General features: G+C 70.2%; 10 protein-coding genes. 6 read left to right on the top strand and 4 right to left on the bottom strand.

Going from position 1 to position 19,684, the window contains the following annotated elements:
* From E0504_RS48160 to E0504_RS48150, 3 genes are all read right to left on the bottom strand, one after another.
* The coding region (locus E0504_RS48160) for a polyketide synthase docking domain-containing protein (RefSeq protein WP_131627906.1) at window positions 1-178 on the bottom strand (178 nt) is incomplete at its 3' end.
* 84 nt (window positions 179-262) lie between these two features.
* Window positions 263-2,176: an anthranilate synthase family protein gene (locus E0504_RS48155; protein ID WP_131627904.1), complete on the bottom strand. Its 1,914-nt coding sequence runs from the start codon at window positions 2,174-2,176 to the stop codon at window positions 263-265.
* The gene (locus tag E0504_RS48150) at window positions 2,173-2,847 is read right to left on the bottom strand and encodes an isochorismatase family protein (RefSeq protein ID WP_131627910.1); all 675 of its coding nucleotides are present in this window, start codon (window positions 2,845-2,847) and stop codon (window positions 2,173-2,175) included. The genes E0504_RS48155 and E0504_RS48150 overlap by 4 nt, the downstream gene beginning before the upstream one ends.
* Window positions 2,848-3,651: 804 nt before the next feature.
* On the opposite strand from E0504_RS48150, the gene E0504_RS48145 reads away from it, so the two are divergent.
* The 5 genes from E0504_RS48145 (at window position 3,652) to E0504_RS48125 (ending at window position 12,251) form a co-directional block, all read left to right on the top strand.
* Window positions 3,652-4,791, top strand: a complete 1,140-nt coding sequence (locus tag E0504_RS48145) for an acyl-CoA dehydrogenase family protein (protein WP_131627902.1) — start codon at window positions 3,652-3,654, stop codon at window positions 4,789-4,791.
* Window positions 4,788-6,263, top strand: a complete 1,476-nt coding sequence (locus tag E0504_RS48140) for an amino acid adenylation domain-containing protein (protein ID WP_131627900.1) — start codon at window positions 4,788-4,790, stop codon at window positions 6,261-6,263. The genes E0504_RS48145 and E0504_RS48140 overlap by 4 nt, the downstream gene beginning before the upstream one ends.
* A 28-nt stretch (window positions 6,264-6,291) precedes the next feature.
* Entirely contained in the window at window positions 6,292-6,573 is a 282-nt protein-coding gene (locus E0504_RS48135) for an acyl carrier protein (protein ID WP_207974730.1), read from the top strand.
* A gap of 80 nt (window positions 6,574-6,653) precedes the next feature.
* A complete protein-coding gene (locus E0504_RS48130) occupies window positions 6,654-7,199 on the top strand; it encodes a DUF1579 family protein (RefSeq protein ID WP_131627898.1) in 546 nt (181 codons plus the stop codon).
* A 111-nt stretch (window positions 7,200-7,310) separates the two neighbouring features.
* The gene (locus tag E0504_RS48125) at window positions 7,311-12,251 is read left to right on the top strand and encodes a type I polyketide synthase (RefSeq protein WP_131627896.1); all 4,941 of its coding nucleotides are present in this window, start codon (window positions 7,311-7,313) and stop codon (window positions 12,249-12,251) included.
* A gap of 72 nt (window positions 12,252-12,323) precedes the next feature.
* On the opposite strand, the gene E0504_RS48120 is transcribed toward E0504_RS48125, so the two are convergent.
* Entirely contained in the window at window positions 12,324-13,094 is a 771-nt protein-coding gene (locus E0504_RS48120; protein ID WP_131627894.1) for a 2,3-dihydro-2,3-dihydroxybenzoate dehydrogenase, read from the bottom strand.
* 317 nt (window positions 13,095-13,411) lie between these two features.
* Here E0504_RS48120 and E0504_RS48115 point away from each other — a divergent pair.
* A partial coding sequence (locus E0504_RS48115; RefSeq protein ID WP_131627892.1) for a type I polyketide synthase occupies window positions 13,412-19,684 on the top strand: 6,273 nt, incomplete at its 3' end.

The raw sequence follows: 19,684 nt of genomic DNA, 5'->3' as shown, positions 1-19,684 counted from the left end.
CAACCAAATCCCACAACCCCTCCGCGGAACACACACCCCCCGGAAAGCGACACCCCATACCAACCACCGCAACCGGCTCCAGCACGCTCGACTCGACCTCATGTAGACGTCGGCGCGTCTTGTGCAGGTCCGCAGTCACACGCCGAAGGTATTCAACGGTCTTCTGCTCGTCCGCCATGGAGATCAGTCCAGCCTTTCGAAGATCCTGAGAATCGGTGCCCGGTCGATGGCGCGCCGCGTACAGAGCGGTAGAGGGAGGCGTCTAAACCGCCAGCACCCGCTTCGCGAGGGTGCCGAGGATCCGCACGCCATCCTGGGTTAGCACCGACTCGGCGTGGAACTGGATCGAGCCGAAGCGTGGCCCCCGCAGCGCATGTACCTCGCCGGTATAGGCGTCCCGACCGATCTCGACAATGCCGACGCCAGGGCAGTCGGCCTTGTCTTCCCGGCTGAGGGCGGTGAAGCTGTTGTAGAAGCCGACACGTTCGGTCCGCCCGAACAGGTCGATCTCCTTCTGGATGCCTTGGTTGAGCACGGCGCACGGGGCTAGCGACAGACCGAGTTCGCGGCTGAGTACTTGGTGGCTCAGGCAGACTGCGAGGAAGGGCCGCTGTTCGGCGAGCAGGGTGCGGACGACCGAGCGCAGGCGGGAAATCTTGGGATTCTCGTCGTCCCGGGGGTCTCCTGGGCCGGGGCCCATGATGACGAGGTCGAAGCCGTCGAAGCCGTACGGTTCGTCGAAGCGGCGCACGGTGACGGACAGTCCGATCGACCTGAGCTGCTGTTTAATCATCTCGGTAAAGGCGTCCTCCGCGTCGATGACGAGGACGCGCCGGCCGCCGAGCTCGGGGTCCGGGCGGTCGTAGTCTCGGTTATCGGCCTGCCAGAAGGCCGCGATGGTCCCGCTGCGGTCGGCCAGGGCGCCCGAGACCTCGGGGTGGTCCGCGAAGCGGCGGGATGTGTCCGTCATCAGGGCCGACAGCAGTCCAGACGCCTTGGCCCAGGTCTCAGCGACCTCGGCGGCCGGATCGGAGTGGCGCACCAGAGTCGCGCCGGCGCCGATGCTGAGCCGGCCGGCCGGGTCGATATCCGCGGTACGGATGAGGATGGCCGAATCGAGAGAGGGCTTGCCGCGGTGGTCGTGGCCGAGGAGAGCGGCCACCCCGCTGTAGTAGCCGCGGCCCTCTGGTTCGTGCCGACGGATCACCCGGCAGGCGCTCTCCAGAGGGCTGCCGGTGACGGTCGGGGCGAACATGGTCTCGCGCAGGATCTCCCGCGCGTCCCGGCTGCTGCGGCCCTCGATGAAGTACTCGGTGTGCGCCAGCCGTGCCATCTCGCGCAGGTGGGGGCCCGAGACTCGGCCGCCGGTGTCGCAGACGCGGGCCATCATCTTCAGTTCCTCGTCGAGCACCATGTGGAGCTCGTCGGTCTCCTTGCGATCGACGATGAACCTCTTGATCCCGTCGAGGGTGGGGCCGGCCGGAGGGTAGCGGTAGGTGCCGCTGATGGGATTCATCACCGCGACGCCGTCGTCGAGGGTGATGTGGCGTTCGGGTGTGACGCCGACGAAGGTCCGCTCGCCAGTGTGCACGACGAAGGTCCAATAGGTGCCCGACTCACGCTGGAGCAGCCGGCGGAAGAGGACGAGTGCGGTGCGGGGTTCGAAGTCGGTGATGTCGGCGACGAAGGAGCGCCGGATGACGAAGTTGGCGCCCTCGCCTTCCCCGATCTCGGTGGTGATGATCCGGCGGACAATCTCCGCGTAGGCGTCGTCGTCGGTGTCGAAGCCGCCGCCAGTGACCTGGATCGGCATGTCCGCGACGTGGTCGAGGAAGGTGGCGACGGGAAGTACGGCCTGGCCGGTGACGTTCATCGCGACGAGCGGTGAACCGTCATCGACGCACTCGAAGCCGCGTTCGGCGATCTGCCGGTAGGGGATCAGCACGAACAGGTCAGCCGTGGCCGTGCCGGGGGCGGACGGCGTGATGGGAAGGGGGAGTTCGGCGAGGGTGGCGTGTGTGGAGACCTCGCCGACCAGTAGGTCGATCCCGTCGTGCCCGGAGGCGTCGGGGCGGTAAAGCAGCGCGAAAGCCCGCTGCTCGTTCGCGAGCACCCGGCCGAGCAACTCCTTGGCGGTGCCGGCTTCCGTGTGCGTGCCCTCAGTCGAATTCGTCACCGAATGCTCTCCCTGCCGTCGGACTGGCCGGCGTGGCCGACGAGTTCAGCCAGGAGGTCGTCGGTGGTACGGACCATGGCGCAGCGCCCGGCCGCGTATTGCAGGGCCTGGTGGTGGTACTCGGCGGAGAAGTCGGCCACGGCGTCGGCGGCCAGGAAGGGCTGGATGTCATACGAGTAAGCCTCGATAGCCGTAACCAGCACGCCGACGTGGGCGTAGACGCCGCACAGGATGAGCTGATCGCGGCCCTCGGCGCGCAGGCGCTCGAGCAGCTCGGAGCGGAAGAAGGCGCTGTAGCGCCACTTGACGAGGGTCCAGTCGCCGCCGGTCGGAGCGAGGCGTTCGTCGACCAGGCGGTCGTCGGGGCGCACGGACATGCCGGCGCCCCAGAAGTCCTTGAGGAGGCCGCGCTGTTCCTCGGACATGCCGCCGGGCTGGGCTGTGTATGCGACCTGCACGTCCAGCTCGGCGCAACGACGGCGCAGGCGTACCGCATTGGCGACCAGCGTGTCGCGACAGCCCCCATCGGGGAAGGCCCGCAGGAAGTAGCGCTGCATGTCGTGGATGAGCAGAACGGCGCGGGCGGGATCCACCGTCCAGTCCGCGGTGTTGGCGGGCAACTGGTCCCGGGTCGGCATGAAGTAGGGGGTAATCGGGGGTATCCCTGGCATCGTCTTCCTCGGCTGGTGGGTCGGGTGCGTGACGGGTTCTACGCGATCCAGGAGGCGGCGACGGACACGGCCTGCTCGGGGGGCGTGGTCGCAGAAGGTCGAGTCCTTCTCCGCGAGCTGATCCTGGTAGCTACTGCCGGCGACGCACTCGGTGACCGCGTCGGGGGTGACCTCCAGGTGCGGCCCGCCGGGCGTGGTCATGGTGTTGCCGTGTATGGGATCGGTGAGCCAGATCACGGGATATGCGGCGGCGTACACCGCCTCGACCAGCAGGGGTGGGTGTTCATCCGGGTCCCTGGCGGTGACGAGGCCCCGGCGGGCCGCTGACCTGCCCTATTCCCCGTGGACCGCTTCCCCGCGAAAGAGAGTAGGAGTCGGTCAACGGATGCATGCTGATTCTCCCCTTCTGCGGTGGACGGATCGGACCTGGCGAAAAACTCGGCGATCGTTGGATTCAGCCGTTGAGATATCGAGATGCTAGACGGCCCGAACGCGACCCTATGATGGGACTGCTCCGGTCGACCGGGAAACCCCTAACATGCAGGAACAGGCGGATCGGCCGGCGACCAGCTCGATCCGAACACCCCTTACTGGGTGCGCGGTTTGGCGGCGACGCAGGTCGCTCGGCAGGGATAGGGGCCCGAAGGGGGTGACACCCGGAAAGTCCCTGTCTAATCTGACCAGGCGTGACGACGCTCATTCGGAAGAGCGGCCGCCAAATTCCTGACTATCCGCCTGGTTCTCTCCGGCCGCCCGTCCGGGCTCCGGTGAATGAGACTCTTCACGATGAGGTTCCAATCGCCCATGGATTTTGGACTCTCTCCCGAGCAGCGCGATCGCTGCGACAGCATCTTCGACGAAGTGCGTGCACGCTGGGGCCAGAGGCTTGAGTGCGCGGACGATCCCGACACCACGCGTGCGGCGTTCAGGGAGGCTGGCCAGCTAGGGCTGACCGGCCTCTGTCTGCCGCGCGACGTGGGCGGCGGCGGTCTGGGCGCGCTGGACACCTCGCTATGTCTTCAGGCACTCGGCCGCGGCTGCGCGGATACCGGTCTGGCGTTCGCGGTGGCGGCGCATCTGCTGGCCTGCGCCGTGCCGGTGCGGGACTTCGTGTCGGAGAAGGCACGCGGCGAGCTGCTGGCACGGCTGGCCTCCGGTGAGTTCATCGCCGCCAACGCGATGACGGAGGACGGCGCCGGCTCGGATGTCAGCGCGATGCGGACGGTCGCCCGGCGTTCCGGTTCTGGTTTCGTCCTCGACGGCGAGAAGTCGTGGGCCAGCAACGCGCCGGTCGCTGACGTGGTGGTCACCTACGCGGTGAGCGACCCGGACGCCGGGTATCTGGGAGTGTCGGCCTTCGCGCTGCCGAGCGACCTGCCGGGGGTCTCCCTAGGGCCGCCGCTACTCAAGATGGGTCTGACGGGCTGTCTGGCCGGCCGGGTGCACTTCGAGGCGTGTCCGGTTCCCGAGGAGTACCTGCTCGGCGAGGAGGGACAGGGCTCGGCCATCTTCCAGCACTCCATGGTCTGGGAGCGCGCCTGCCTGTTCGCGATCTACCTCGGCATGATGGAGCGCCAGCTTCAGCAGGTCGTCGAACACGCCTCGCGGCGGCGGCAGTTCGGGCGCCGTATCGGCGAGTTCCAGGGCGTCTCCCACAAGATCGCCGGTATGCGTCAGCGGCTGGAGAGCGCCCAGTTGCTGCTGTACCGCGCCTGCTGGTTGATGGACGAGGGCCGTGATCACGTGGCCGCGGTCGCCCTGTCGAAGATCGCGGTCTCCGAGGCGGCCGTGGCGAACTCCACCGACGCCGTACAGATCTTCGGCGGCCGCGGTTATCTGGTCGGCGGCGCCGAGGATCAACTGCGCGACTCGGTGCCCAGCACGCTGTTCTCCGGCACCACAGAGATCCAGCGTGAGCTCATCGCGAAGGACCTGGGACTGTGACACTCCATCGACTCGTTATCGACGCGGCGAAGACACACGGTGACCGGACGGCCGTCGTGGCGGCGGACTGCGAGCTGACCTACCGGGAGCTCGACTCTGGGGCCGACCAGCTCGCCCGCCGGCTGCGGGCACTCGGCGTGGTCCGCGGCGATCGTGTGGTGATCTGGGCGGACAAGTCGGCCGCGATGATCACGGCGATGCAGGCCGTGCTGCGACTTGGCGCCGCCTATGTGCCCGCCGACGGCTCGGCACCGGAGCACCGGGTCGCGGTGTTGGCCCGCGACTGCGCGGCCAGGGTGGTGTTGACCACCGAGGAACGCACCGGGTCGCTAGGCCCATTACTCAACGGCGCGGTCACCATCGCCGAGCTGGCCGCGGAGCAGGACGGCACGGACGAGCCGACGGACGCCCAGATCGACGAGCCGACCGATCCGGACGATCTGGCTTACATCCTCTACACCTCCGGGTCGACGGGCATGCCGAAGGGCGTGTGCATCAGCCACCGAAACGCGCTGGCCTTCATCGACTGGGCGGTCGAGGAACTCTCCCCAGGGCCCGAGGACCGGTTCTCCAACCATGCGCCGCTCAACTTCGACCTGTCGGTCCTCGACCTGTACGCGGCTTTCTCCGCAGGCGCGTCCGTTCACCTGGTCGCCGCGGAACTCGCCTATGCACCCGAGCAGTTGGTCGAGTTCCTGCACAGCCAGGAGATCACCGTCTGGTACTCCGTACCCTCCGCGCTCACGCTGATGATGCGTGAGGGAGGGCTTCTCGAACGGCGGCCGCCGGCAGGGCTGCGTGCGGTGCTCTTCGCCGGAGAGCCGTTCCCCATCGCCTCGGTGCGTGCCCTGGCAGCGTGGACGCGGGCCCGGCTGCTCAACCTTTACGGCCCCACCGAGACCAACGTCTGCACCTTCCACGAGGTCCGGCCGTGGGACCTGGACCGCGACCGGCCGGTGCCGATCGGCGCCGCCTGCTCCAGTGACCGGGTCTGGGCACAACGGCCCGACGGCGGAGTCTGCGGTCCCGGCGAGGAGGGCGAACTGGTCGCGGACGGCCCGACGGTGATGCTGGGCTACTGGGGCTGCACGCCTCACCGGGGGCCGTACCCCACCGGGGACGTGGTGCGGGTCCTGGATACCGGGCTCTTCGACTACGTGGGCCGGCACGATCACATGGTGAAGGTCCGCGGTCACCGGATCGAGCTGGGCGACGTCGAGGCAGCGCTGACCGCGCATCCCTCCGTGGCCGAGGCTGTCGCCGTCGTGGTGGGCAGCGGGATCGAGGTCCGTCTGGTGGCCTTCGTGGTGTTGGAGAGGGGCCGGGACGTCGGCGTGCTGGAGCTGCGCCGGCACTGCGCGCAGCGCCTGCCGCGATACATGGTTGCCGACGAGTTCCGTACCGCAGCAGAGCTGCCGCGTACCCGCAATGGCAAGGCCGACCGCGCCGCCCTTGCCGCCGGGCTTCAGTGACCTCGCACCGCATCGGAAGGAATGTCAGATGACCGACCGCATGACCGGGACCGACGACGTCACCCGGAGTATCACCGACTTCATCCGGGACCGGTTCCTGGACGGTGACCCGAAGGGCGAGCTGGAGGAGGACACCCCGTTGCTCGCCTGGGGGGTGCTCAACTCCCTTAACACCGTGCTGCTCCTCAACTACGTCCACGACGAGCTGGGCGTCAAGGTCCCGCCATCGCGCGTCAACGCGCGGGATCTGAAGAGCGTACGCACTATTGCCTCGGTGGTACGCGACCTCGCCGCCGGACCCGGAGCCTGAACGACCCGCCACCGCGCCCCGGTCTGCGGCACTTCCGCACCGCCGTACCACCCCTGGAACAAAGAGAAGAGGAGACAGCGATGACGGAGAAAATACAGACGGCCGACGACCAGAAGGTGGCCGACTACCTGGACAACCACCGCCCGACCGCCCGGCCCGTCAAAAAGGACACGGGTGTCTCGCCGCGCATGAAGGAGCTGGACTTCCTGCTCGGCAGGATGACCGTCTCCTTCGACACCGGCGTGAGGATGGTGGCGCTGACCCTGCCGATCATGGACGGGCACTATTACCAGATGGATCTCAAGGCGACCTACGCCGACGGCTCGCCGAAACTCGAGGGAAAGTGGATCATCGGTTGGAACGAGGTCGACCAGCGCTTCGAATCGTACTACGTGGACACCCTGGGAACGCTCGGTGTCTCAACATCGAGCGGTTGGCACGGCGGTCATCTGGAGTTCATCGGTGAGCACGTGCTGGGCGAGGTGGGCGTGCGCACCCGGTCCAAGGACTCCTACACCCCCATCGACGAGCGCCACTTCAAGTTGGAGGCCTTCGTCGGGGTCAACGGCGAGTGGAAGCTATACGACATCCAGGACTGCTATTTGACGCCCCTTTCGGAGCTGTGACCCGACCCCGTACCACGCACCCCCTACCGGCCCCGGCAGTCGACAGCCGGTGCGCGCCCCGAGTAGCGGCATCGGCCGGGGGCCATCTTGTTCTAAGGAGCCGACCGTCGGATGGCGGACGAAGAGAAACTTCAGAGGTATCTGAGGAAGGCCACAGCCGAGCTGCAGCAGACGCGCGGACGGCTGGCAGCCGAGGAGGCAAAGAACCGGGAGCCCGTGGCGATCATCGGGATCGGCTGCCGTTTCCCCGGCGGCGTGCGCTCGCCGGAGGACCTGTGGCGGCTGGTCGACGGAGCCGAGGACGTGATCTCCGGCCTGCCGGATAACCGTGGCTGGAACCTCGCTGGCGCCATGCCAGGTCTGCGCGGCGGATTCCTCCACGACGCAGACCGGTTCGACGCCGAGTTCTTCGGCATGGACCGGGCCGAGGCTCTCGCTACGGACCCGCAGCAACGGCTGCTTCTGGAGACCTCGTGGGAGGCGTTCGAGCGAGCCGGCATCGACCCGGTGTCCGCCAGGGAGACCCGCACGGCCGTGTACGCGGGACTGCAGTTCGCCGGCTACCCGTTGCTGCTACGCGAGCCCCCGGGCCCGGACGTCCAGGACTACATCGGCTTCGGCAATTCGGTGGGCGCCGGTTCAGGCCGGATCGCCTACCTGATGGGCCTGTTGGGCGCGGCCGTCACCGTGGACACCCAGTGCACGTCCTCACTGGTGGCGGTCCACCTGGCCTGCAAGGCGCTGCGCAACAACGAGTGCACCCTGGCCCTGGCCGGTGGGGCCGCGGTGATGTCGCTTCCCACTCTGCTGCTGGAGTTCCGCCGGACGGGCAGGCTGTCCTCGGATGGTCGTTCCCGGTCGTTCGCCGCTGCCGCGGACGGGGTAAGCCTGTCTGAGGGTGCCGGGATGCTGCTGCTGGAGCGGCTGTCGGACGCGCGCCGCAACGGCCATCCAGTGCTCGCCGTCATCCGCGGTTCGGCAATCAACCAGGACGGTGCCACCAACGGCATGTCCGCCCCTCGCGGCCAGGCCCAGCAGCGTGTCATCCGCCAGGCACTGGCCGACGCCCGGCTGTCCGCCGGGAGCGTCGACGTGGTCGAGGGCCACGGCGTCGGCGCGGTACTCGGCGACGGAGTCGAGGCCAGTTCCGTCATCACGATCTACGGCAGCGAGCATTCACCCGAGCGACCCGTGCTGCTCGGCTCGGTAAAGTCCAACATCGGGCACACCCAGACGGTCGGCGCGATCGCCGGCATCACCAAGCTGGTGATGGCGCTGCAGCACGAGCGCGTACCGGCGACCCTGCACGTGGATGCCCCCACCCCGCACGCCGACTGGTCAGCGGGCACGGTCACGCTGGCCACCGAGCCCTGCGCCTGGCCGGCGGGTGAACGGGTGCGCCGGGCCGCCGTGTCCTGCCTGACGCTCAGCGGGACGAACGCGCATCTGATCCTGGAGGAGCCGCCCGCCGAAGACGCCGAAGAGCGGCTCCCCTCCCCCTCCACCCCGGTGGCCTGGCCGCTGTCCGCGAGGACGCCGACGGCGCTGCGTGAGCTGGCAGCCCGGCTGCGCGAGATGGTCGCCGACGCGGACCTCCGGGACATCGCAGCCGCCCTGTCCCGCGACCGTCCCTCTTTCCGGCACCGCGCTGTCCTTGTCGGCGGCGATCGCGGGGAGCTGCTGGCGCATCTCGATGGGCTGGCGTCCGACCGAGGCGGGGACGGCGTGGCTCAGGGCAGCGCCGACCCGCGCGGACTCACGGCACTACTGTTCACTGGCGACGCACCACCGCGGCCCGGCGTCGCGCGGGGGTTGTACGAGGCGTTCCCGTTGTTCGCCCGTGAGCTGAACGAGGTCTGCGAACAACTGGACGGATCGGTGCACGCCGCGCTGCTCGACGCCGACCGGCCGTACGTCTCGCTGTCCTCGGCCCGGCTCGCCGGGTTCGCGCTGCAGCTCGCCCTGCACCGGCTTGTGGCGGCCTTCGGTGTGGAGCCGCGGTACATGACCGGGCTGGGCCTCGGCGAAGTCGCCGCCGCGCACGCCGCCGGGGCGCTCTCCCTTACCGACTCCTGCGCACTGGCAGTCATCCTGGAGCAGGAGACCGGCGAGGCGGCGACGGCGGATCTCGCGTCAGTGTGGATCCAGGCCCGGGAGGACGAGCTGCGCCATGAGCCGGAGTTGACCGGCGGCAACGCCATCGTAGCCGCCGTGGACGAGCCGGGCGCCACCGTCATCACCGGACGCCCGGACGCCGTCGCCGGGCTCGCCGAACGCTGGCGCGCCCAGGGCCGCAGCGTGCTTACGCTCAAGGCCGCCCGGGTCGTTCATCCGGCAGACACCGAGCCCCTCGCCTCCGCGGCGCTGCGGCGAACAGTCGCCGGGCTTTCCCCGACCGAGCCGCAAGTCCCACTGGTCTCAGGCAGTGACGGGCAGGCCATATCGCTGGAGTGCCTAGGTGACGCGGTGTTCTGGGCCGGGCGCATCCGGCTGCCTGGCCGCTTCCTCGACGCCGCCCGGCGGTTACTCGCCCAGGAGGTGACCCGGTTCGTCGACCTGGGCGCGGAAGCTGCGCTCGCTCCGCTGGCGGGCCGGGCTGCCACGGGCTTCGGCGACCCGGGACGCACCATTCTCCCCGTCAGCCTGCTCGCCGGGGTCGACGGCCCGGGCGGTGCAGCACGTGCGCTGCTGTCCGCTCTCGCGGCGCTGTATACCGACGGAGTCCCCGTAAACTGGAAACTTGCCCTTGAGGGACACTCTGCCCGGCGGGTGGATCTGCCCACATATCCCTTCCAGCGCCGGCGGCACTGGCTGCTCCCGCCCGACGGCGCTGTCCCGCAGCCCCCGCCCCAGACCTCCGCCCACCCGCTGCTCGGCACTCCGATCGACCTGGCCACCGGGGGCGACCGATGGTTCGGCGGGTCGATCGCCGACGGCGCCCCGGCCTCGGCGGCGCTGCCGAGGGTGCACGGCACCGCGCTGCTCTCCCCTGCGGCCCTCATCGACTGGGCGCTGGCGGCGGCCTATCACAGCCGCGCGTCGCAGGACGCTCCGCACACCCTGCGCGAGGTGCGGCTGCACGGTGTGCCGGAGCTCCTCGGCGATGGCGGGTCACTCGCCCTGCAGACCGTTAGGGAACAGCGGAACGACGGTGAGCGGATCAGGGGCTTCATCCGCGCCGGTGAAGCGTGGCGGCCATCGTTCACCGCCCTCGTTGGCGGTCCAGATGCCGAACCAGGTGGCATAGCTGGCCGTGCCCTGCAGGGCACGGCGGCGCGGCCCGAGGAGTACTCCGCCGAGCAGTGGCGGCGGCAGCTGTGGCAGCTGGGCGTGCAGGACGACACGGCCGCGGGCCGTGTGACCGCTCTGTACGCCACTGCCGGATACGCCGAAGCAGTAATGGAGCGTGCCGGCACCGGAGCGGCCGGTCCGTGGCAGCTGTCCCCCGTGCTGCTGGAGGCAGCCTTCCGGATCACCACGCTGGCCGCCGACGACGCAGCGCCGGGGCTGCGCACCGTCAGGTCGATCGACCGGCTCACCGTGCACGGCCCGCTACCCGGCACCGTCCGGGTGCGGGCGTACGGGTGCGAGGACGGTTCGGTGACGCTCAAGCTGACCTCGGAGCAGGACGAGCCGCTGCTGGTGGCCGAGGGGCTGCGACTGCGCCCGGCCCGCGAGGAGGAGCCACCGACCGCCGCCGTCGAGTTGCGTTCGCACGAGCTCCGCTGGCAGCCCGTGCCGGGCCCCCTGCGCACCGCCGTACCGGGTGCCCGGGACGGCAGCTGGCTGATCCACAGCGCCGACGCCACTCTCGCCGGACGCTGGCGCGAACAGCTCGCCCTGGCCGGTGTGCCCGCCTTCGCACTGGCACCCGCCGGGGAGCTTGCCGACGTCGAGGACGGTGTGCTGGCGTTGGACACTGGCGCGGAGGAACCGTTCGAGCAGGTCTGCAAAGAGCTGGCGAGGCGTGGCACCGCCGTGGCCGGGCTGCTGCTCCACGACGACGGCACGGCTGGGCAGGGGTTCTCCGTGGTGCGCGGCTTCCTGCGTTCCTGCGCGACGGAGCGGCGAGCCCTCGTGGTCTGTTCCACCGCTGAGTCCGGCACTCCGGACCCCTACGGAGGGCTCATCGCCGCACTGGCGAGGACCGCCGCTTGGGAGCACTCCGAGCTGAGCTGCGTGTCGGTCACGATGGACGCCGCCGATGCATTGCCGGATGCCGGCGAGGTCCTGGGGCGGGCCGCGCAACTCGCCGGCTCCGGCCGGCTGTCGTTGCGCGGCGGCCGCTGGTACGAAGGGCGGCTGCGGGAGCAGACGCTTGCCGACGGCGGGTGCTCCAAGCGGACCGCCGGATCGGCCATCCGCCAGGACGCCGCCTACCTCGTCGTTGGGGAGGGCCCGGAGGCAGTCGCGGCGGCCAGCTGGCTGGCCGCGCGCGGAGCCGGCTCGGTGTCGCGGACAGCCGACGACCCGGCCGAGGTCGCGGCGATGCTAGCGGGGGACGGGCCCACTGTGCGGGGCATCGTGCACCTACCGGCGCCGGCGCCGGAACTGCCCCTTGCCGGCTGGGACCCGGCGAGGTTCGAACGGGCGCTGGAGCAAGCCGTGGTCGTTCCTCGGCTACTCCAACAGCAGGCCGGTGAGCTGGACTTCCTCATCTTGTGTTCGCCGCTCGCCACCCTGCCCGGCCGGGCGGGCACAGCGGTTGCCACGGCGGCCGCCGAGTACGCCGACGCACTGGCGCGCCACCGGCGGGCGGCCGGACTGGCGACGGTGAGCGTAGCCCACGGGCCGTGGTCGGAGGCGGACAGGGACGGCGTTGCTGAACTCGCGACGTGGGGTCTGCATCCGGCACCCGTCGCGGCGGTGCTCGACGCCGTGTCGGGCGTCCTGACCGGCTCCGGCGCGCATGCCGCACCGGCCCGGGCGGACTGGAGACGGTACCGTGCCGCCGCACCGCGGGCCGTCCCCTACATCCCCCTGGAAACATCAGTGGCAGACTCGGGGAAGCACACAGTTGGCTTCGGCCAGGGCAACAAAAACTCCGACTGAACGGTCCGGGTGACAAATGAAAATGGCCGCCCCGTGAGTGCGGGGCGGCCATTTTCGTGTTCGGACAGAGCGTTAGATTCCGAGGGTTGCGCCTCCGTCGACGGTGAGGTTCTGCAGGGTGACGTGCCCGGCCGCATCCGAGAGCAGGAAGAGCACAACGTCCGCGATGTCCTCAGGCCGGGCGATCTTCTGGAGCGGAATGCCGACCTTGTACGCCGACGGGCTCCCGCCGATGGCGTCCTGAACGCCATCGGCGCCGGCCCAGAGGGTGCGCAGCATCGCGGTGTCGGTCGAGCCGGGGCTCACCACGTTGCAGCGCACGCCGTACCGGCCGACCTCGAGGCCAAGGCACTTGGTGAACGCCAACGCCGCCGCCTTGGACGCCGCGTAGGCCGCCATCCCGGTGCGGGCGGTGCCGGCGGCGTTGGAGGCGACAGTGACGATGGAGCCCGAGGCACGGGCGACCATGCCTGCCACGACCGCCTGGGACATCAGGAAAACACCGGTCGCGTTCACCGCGAAGGTATCGCTCCAGTCGCCGACCGTGGTCGCGCCGACAGCAGCCGAACGCAACACACCGGCCGCGTTGACCAGATAGTCCACCCCCCCGAGCCGCCGCTCCACCTCCCGGACGACCTCGCGTACCTGCTCGGGGTCGGAGACGTCGGCCGGGAATGCATGGGCGGTCAGCCCATCGGCGTCCAGCGCCTTCACCCGCACCTCCAGTCCCCCAGCCGTGAGGTCGACGGCGGCGACCACTGCGCCTTCCCTGGCGAGCGCACGCATCACCGCTGCCCCAATGCCACCGGCGGCCCCGGTCACGACTGCGACTCTCCCCTGCATCTGCGGACTCCTCGCTGTGTAGGGATTTCGGTGTGAATACTGAGTGCCGGCGCGACCATTCGGCCGTTTAGCACGCAAACCGATCATCCCATCTTCGCCAGGAAAGGTTCTTAGCCAGCGCCCATGACCCACCCCTAAAAAATTTCGAAACGGCCGCGGCCCAGGTTTCCACCGCGGACCCTTCTTTAGGGGTCGATAGGGGATGACATCTCGTGACGGCCGTTCATAGCATCGCGGGACGGTTGATTCTGCGCCGAGGACACCCCTGCGCCGACGCATTCTCCTACTTCCGGCCCTTGTCTAATCGGAGGGAACTGATGAGCACCGATTCCGACAACGGAAAGCGGTCCGGCGACGTGATGGAGCCCATCGCCATCGTGGGCCTGGGCTGCCGCTTCCCCGGTCGGGTCAGAAGTCTCGACACGTTCGGCCAGCTGCTCACCTCAGCGACGGATGCGTTCTCGGACGTGCCCGAAGACCGGTGGGGACGCGAGCACGCCGACCGGGCCGGCAAACCCGGGGGGATCTCCACCGGGCGGGGCGCCTTCCTCGACGACATCGACCGCTTCGACGCTCTCTACTTCGGGATCAGCCCACGCGAGGCAGGCCTGCTCGACCCTCAGCAGCGTCTCATCCTGGAGGTCGCCTGGGAGGCGATGGCGGACTCAGGTCGCGCGCGCGAAGAGTGGCACGGTACCCGGACCGCCGTCGTCCTCGGCCTGCTCGCCCGAGACTACGAGCTGCTGCACGCGCGCACCCTCGGCGTGGACGAGATCGGCCGGCACCACGTCAGCGGCCTGGAGGCCAGCTTCGCGGCCGGCCGCCTTGCCTACTCCTTCGACCTCAACGGCCCGGTCAGCACGGTCAACTCGGCCTGTTCCTCCTCGCTGCTCGCCGTGCACCAGGCGTGTCAGAATCTACGGTCAGGCGAGTGCGACATGGCTGTGGCAGGCGGTGTCAGCCTGCTCATCACTCCGGACATCAGCGTCTTCCTCAGCCGGGTCGGCGCTATCTCCCCGAGTGGCCGTTGCCGCCCGTTCGACGCGGACGCCGATGGCATAGTCCGAGGCGAGGGCGCCGGCGCCATCGTGCTCAAGCGTCTGTCCGACGCGCTCGCCGACCGGGACCGGATCCACGCGATCATCCGGGGCTCGGCCACCAACAACGACGGCATGAGCCTCGGCCTGACCGTCCCCAACTACCTTGCGCAGACCGACCTACTGAGCACCGCGCTGCGCCGGTCCGGCCTCACTGCCACCGACATCGACTACGTCGAGGCACACGGCACCGGCACGGCGATCGGCGACGTCATCGAGGTCGACGCGATCGGCCAGGTGTACGGCGAGGGACGCGACGAGCACAACCCTCTACTGATCGGTTCGCACAAGGCGCTGCTGGGACACATGGACGCCGCCGCCGGCATCGGCGGTCTGCTGAAGTCCGTGTGGGTGGTCCAGTCGGGAACGGTCTCCCACCAGCCGTATGTCGAGCGGCTCAACCCGCGCGTCAACTGGCGCGACGGTGCGGTCACCGTGCCGATGGAGAACACACTCATCGCCCGAGCGGAGCGACCGGTCCGGGCCGGGGTCAGTGCCTTCGGGCTCAGCGGCACGAATGTGCACGTCGTGCTGGAGGCGCCTCCCGCGCCCGCGCCGGCCCCTGCCGAGCGGCCCGCTGGCCCCTACACCCTGATGGCTTCGGCCTCCACAGCCGCCGGCCTGACCGAACAGGTCGCGTTGCTGCGCGAGTCCACGGCGGATATCGACGACGCGGGCCTCGCCGATCTGGCGGCCTCGACCGCCACCCGCAGCACCCACGAGTCACACCGCTACGTCGTGGTCGCCGAGGACCGTGAGCACCTTCTGCGGGCGCTCGACTCCCCGGACGAGCCAGGCGAGGGGGCCTTCTCCGGCTATGTCCCGGATCCCGAAAGCGCGCCCGGTCCGGTGTTCGTCTTTCCCGGTCACCACGCCCGATGGCCGGGCACGGTCATGGACCTCTACGACGAGGATGAGAAGGTCCGTGAGGTTCTGGACGACGTCGCGGAGCTGATCCGCGCCGAGGCCGGCTGGTCGCTGCTCGCCGAACTCCGCGCGGACGGGCAGCCGGACACCCCCCGCGCCACCGAGTTTCTCCAGCCCGCGGTCTTCGCCGCCCAGGTGGCGACGGCCCGCTGGCTCAAGGCTCGCGGCGTCACGCCGGCGGCTGTCCTCGGACAGGGTCTTGGTGAGGTCGCCGCCGCGCACGTGGCCGGCGCGTTGTCTCTGCCGGACGCCACCGCGCTGCTCCTCCGCCTCGCTGTCCGGATGCCGTCCGCAGTCGATCCCGGCGCAGACCCCACGACGCTCCTCGACGCGGCTTCCCAGGTCCGCGGTCTCACCGGCCCCGTACAGCTGTGGCCCGCTTTGGACCGGCTGCTCGCCGAGCAGGACCACCCGCTGGTCGAGATCGGCGCTCACCCTGTGCTATTGCCCACGCTCAGCGAGGCGCAACGGCGGCGTGACCGGCGGGCGCCCGCGATCGCGGTACTCGACGAGAAAACACCGTCGGCACTCGCCGCACACCGGACGCTGGCCCGGCTGCACACCGCGGGGGTCCCGGTGACCTGGTCGGCGGTGACCGGGCGCCCGACGCGCTACCGCACGCTGCCCGTCCCGTCGTGGGGCGGCGGACGCTACTGGCTGCCCGGCGTGGAACGCGGCGCCCAAGGTGCCATCGACCCGGCCCGCGCGCCATCCGCCGGCGCCGGCGCGGCGCCTGCCCGGATCCGGCTCAGTCTGCTCGACGAGCACGGGCAGGTGACCTCCGAGATGTACGCCGAGCCCACCGGGGCGACCGTCCTGGCCCCGGGCGCCGCCTCCGTAACGCCGCCCACCGCCCCGGTCCGTGCGGCAGCGTCCGCCGATGCCGGCCGACTCGCCGAGCTGGTCACCGGGATCGTCCGGGATCTGCTGGGCCTGACGGCCGACCAGCCGGTGGCCCGTCGGCGCGGCCTCTTCGAGCAGGGGCTCGACTCGGCGACGGCCATCAGCCTTCGCACCCGGCTGGAGTCACGGCTCGGTATCTCCCTGCCGACGACGCTCGTATTCGAGCATCCGACAGTCAACAGGCTGGCCGACCACTTGGCCCGACTGGTCCCGCGGCCGACGGCGGAAGAGCGTCCGGCCGCCCAGAAACCCGCCCGGGCCCCGACCAGCGCCACGACCCCCACCCTCCCCGTCTCCGCCGCAGCCGCGCCCCAGGAGGGCCTCGCGGAGGATGGCATCGCTGTGATCGGCATGAGCTGCCGGCTGCCCGGCGCGTCGACTCCGCAGGAGTTCTGGCAGCTACTGTGCGGTCGCACGGTCACCGTCGGCGAGTTCCCCGCCGAGCGGCGCAGGGACCCGATCTGGGCCGGCCTCGATGGCCTGGCCGCCCTTCCCGGCTCCTACCTCGACGACATCGCCTCGTTCGACGCGCCGTTCTTCCGGATCTCCCCCCGCGAGGCCAAGCTGCTCGACCCCCAGCAGCGTCTCTTCCTCGAAGCCGCATGGGAGGCACTGGAGCACGCCGGCTGCCCCGCAGACACCCTGGAGGCCCAGCCGGTCGGCGTCTACGCCGGTCTCTCCATGGCGGACTACCAATACCTGGTCGCCAATGACATGAACAACGAGACCCTGAACCTCTACCACGGCACCGGCACGTCCTTCGCCGCCCTGGCCGGCCGCCTGTCGTACATCCTCGGACTGCGCGGCCCCAGCATGACCGTCGACACCGCGTGCTCCTCCGCGCTGACCGCCGTGCACCTGGCCTGCCAGGCACTGCGTACCGGCGACTGCGAAATCGCCGTCGTGGGCGGCGCCAGCGCCATCGTCGCGCCGAGCCCGCTGCTGGCCTCGATGGCGGCGAGCAACGCTCTTGCGGCGGACGGGCGGTGCAAGGCCTTCGACGAGAGCGCCGACGGATTCGCCTGCGGTGAGGGCGCCGTGGTACTCGTACTCAAGCCGCTGTCTGCGGCCGCGCGCGACGGCGACGAGGTCCATGCCGTACTGCGCGCCAGCGCCGTCAACCAGGACGGCGCGACCGGCGGCCTCACCGTGCCCAACCCGGCCGCCCAGGCGGAGGTGGTCCGCAAGGCCATGAACCGGGCCGGCTGGGCGCCCCACGAAGTGGACTACGTGGAGACTCACGGCACCGGCACCCCGCTGGGTGACCCGATCGAGGTCAACTCCCTGGCCGAGTCGCTCGGCTCGAACCGCGCTCCTGAGCACCCACTGCTGATCGGCTCCGCGAAGGCCAACGTCGGCCACCTCGGCGCGGCGGCAGGCGCGGTGGGCCTGCTCAAGGTCGTCCTCGCCCTTCGACACGGCACCATCCCCCCGCATCTGGTCGAGAAACCGTCCACCCGCATCGACTGGGACCGGCTACCCGTCGCACTGGTGCACGAGCCGCAGTCCTGGCCGGAGCACGGCCGGCCCGCGCGCGCCGGGGTGAGCGCCTTCGGCTTCAGCGGCAGCAACGCCCATGTCCTGGTCGAGCAATATCCGGCCGCCGCGCGGTCGTCCGCGCCGCAGAACACCGAGCGGCACGAGCGCGTCCTGCTCGTCAGTGCCGCCACGCCGTCCGCGCTGTCGGCCGTGGCCCTCCGCATGGCCGAGCGGCTGGACACCGTCCCCGAGCGCCTGGACGACCTGGTCTTCACGGCCACCCATCGCCGGGCCTGGCTGGAGCACCGCCTCGCGGTGGTGGGCTCCGACGCCCAGTCGCTCGCCGCCGCCCTGGAGGAGGCGTCCTTCGGCGCGGCCGTTCCCACCACTCGGTCCGGCCAGGCCGAGCGGGGCGCGCAGGCCACCGTGGCGCTACGGTTCGGCGCCGAACTACCCGCCCGCGCGATGCTGGAACGCTGGGCCGCCGCCTCCCCGGCGTACAGCCGGGCCCTGGACGAGTACGTCCTGCTCCTCGGTCCGCTCGGCGGGATGCCGGTCGACCCGTACGACGACACGCGCGGACCCCTCCATGCGGCACTGACCTTCTGTCACCAGGCCGCCGCCACCGAGGCACTGCGGTCGTACGGAGTGGCGGTGTTCGAAGCGAACGGCGAGGGCACGGGTGCCGTCACCGCAGCCTGGGCCTCCGGTCGACTGACATCTACCGAGGCCCTTCGACGGTGCCTCGGCGACACCCCGGCCGCCGGGCTGCCGGAGCAGTCCGACTCCTGGTGCGACCTCACCGTGGACATCCTGAGGGAGGACCTCACGCCGGCGCTGCTGGCCGCCGAGGTATTCGTCGCCGGTTACCGCCCGACAGCCCCGACCACGCCGGCTGGCACGCCCGTCGAGCTGCCCGGTTACCCGTGGGAGCACCAGGACTACTGGTACCGAGACTTCCCCGCCCCGCATGTCACCACATGGACGCTGTCCGCCGATTCCGACATGGAACTGCGCGCCCAGGCGGGGGCGTTGGCGGTGTTTGTGCGGGAGTCGGGGGCGGATCCGGTCGCGGTGGGGAGGGCGTTGCTGGGACGTTCCGCGTTGCGGCATCGGGTGGCGGTGATCGGTCAGGAGTGTGAGGGTCTGCTGGCTGGGGTGGATGAGGTTGTGGCCGTGGGTTCGGGTGCCGCGGGTGTGGTGTCGGGCACGGTGACGCCTGGCCGGGTGGTGTTGGTGTTCCCGGGGCAGGGCTGGCAGTGGCTGGGTATGGGCCGGGAACTGATCGCTGTCTCACCGGTGTTCGCGGACGTCGTCGGCCGGGTCTCGATGGCCGTCGAGGAACAGGCTGGCTGGTCGTTGCTGGACGTGCTGACCGGTGCGCCGGGTGCGATGGACGTGGCCCGGGTCGACGTGCTCCAGCCGGTGATGTTCAGCGTCATGGTCGGGCTGGCTCGCTTGTGGGAATCGGTGGGCTTGGTGCCGGACGCGGTGGTGGGGCATTCACAGGGGGAGATCGCGGCGGCGTGTGTGGCCGGGGTCCTCTCGTTGGAGGACGCGGTGCGGATCGTGGTGACCCGGTCGGCGGCGATCGTGGAGATCGCCGGCGGCGGCGCGATGCTGTCTGCCGCAGCCCCGGCCACGGTGACCGAGGAAGCGCTGGAGCCGTGGCGGGACCGGCTGTGGGTGGCCGCAGTCAATGGCCCGTCGTCCACCGTTGTCGCCGGTGAGGTGGAGGCAGCGCTTGAGTTCATGGCGGCCTGTGAGGAGCACGGGGTGCGCATACGGCGGATCCCGGTGGACTACGCCTCACATTCCCCGTATGTGGAAGCCGTGCGGGAGAAGATCCTGGCCGGGCTTGCCGCGGTGTCACCGTCAGCGGGCCGAGTGCCGGTGTATTCGACGGTGACCGGCCAGGTCGTAGACGGCACAACGATGGATGCGGGGTACTGGTACCAGAACCTGCGGGAGCGGGTGCGGTTCCAGGAGGCCACACGTGCGCTGCTCGACGACGGAGTCAGCGTATTCGTGGAGGCCAGTGCGCATCCGGTACTGACGATGGGGATCGAGGAGACCGCGCAGGACCACGGCGGACGTGAGGTGACGGTCACCGGCACGCTGCGCCGCGACGACGGCGGGCTGGCACGTTTCCAAACCAGCGCGGCCCGGCTGTGGACTGTGGGT

This window comes from Parafrankia sp. BMG5.11 (assembly GCF_004337455.1).
Note: the sequence above shows the minus strand (reverse complement) of the source record. Positions and strands in the feature narration are given on the sequence as shown.

Excerpts from the sequence above, each read along its gene's own strand:
- E0504_RS48150 (WP_131627910.1), bottom strand. The coding sequence starts at position 2,847 with ATGCCAGGGATACCCCCGATTACCCCCTACTTCATGCCGACCCGGGAC.
- E0504_RS48125 (WP_131627896.1), top strand. The coding sequence starts at position 7,311 with ATGGCGGACGAAGAGAAACTTCAGAGGTATCTGAGGAAGGCCACAGCC.
- E0504_RS48130 (WP_131627898.1), top strand. The coding sequence starts at position 6,654 with ATGACGGAGAAAATACAGACGGCCGACGACCAGAAGGTGGCCGACTAC.
- E0504_RS48120 (WP_131627894.1), bottom strand. The coding sequence starts at position 13,094 with ATGCAGGGGAGAGTCGCAGTCGTGACCGGGGCCGCCGGTGGCATTGGG.
- E0504_RS48135 (WP_207974730.1), top strand. The coding sequence starts at position 6,292 with ATGACCGACCGCATGACCGGGACCGACGACGTCACCCGGAGTATCACC.
- E0504_RS48145 (WP_131627902.1), top strand. The coding sequence starts at position 3,652 with ATGGATTTTGGACTCTCTCCCGAGCAGCGCGATCGCTGCGACAGCATC.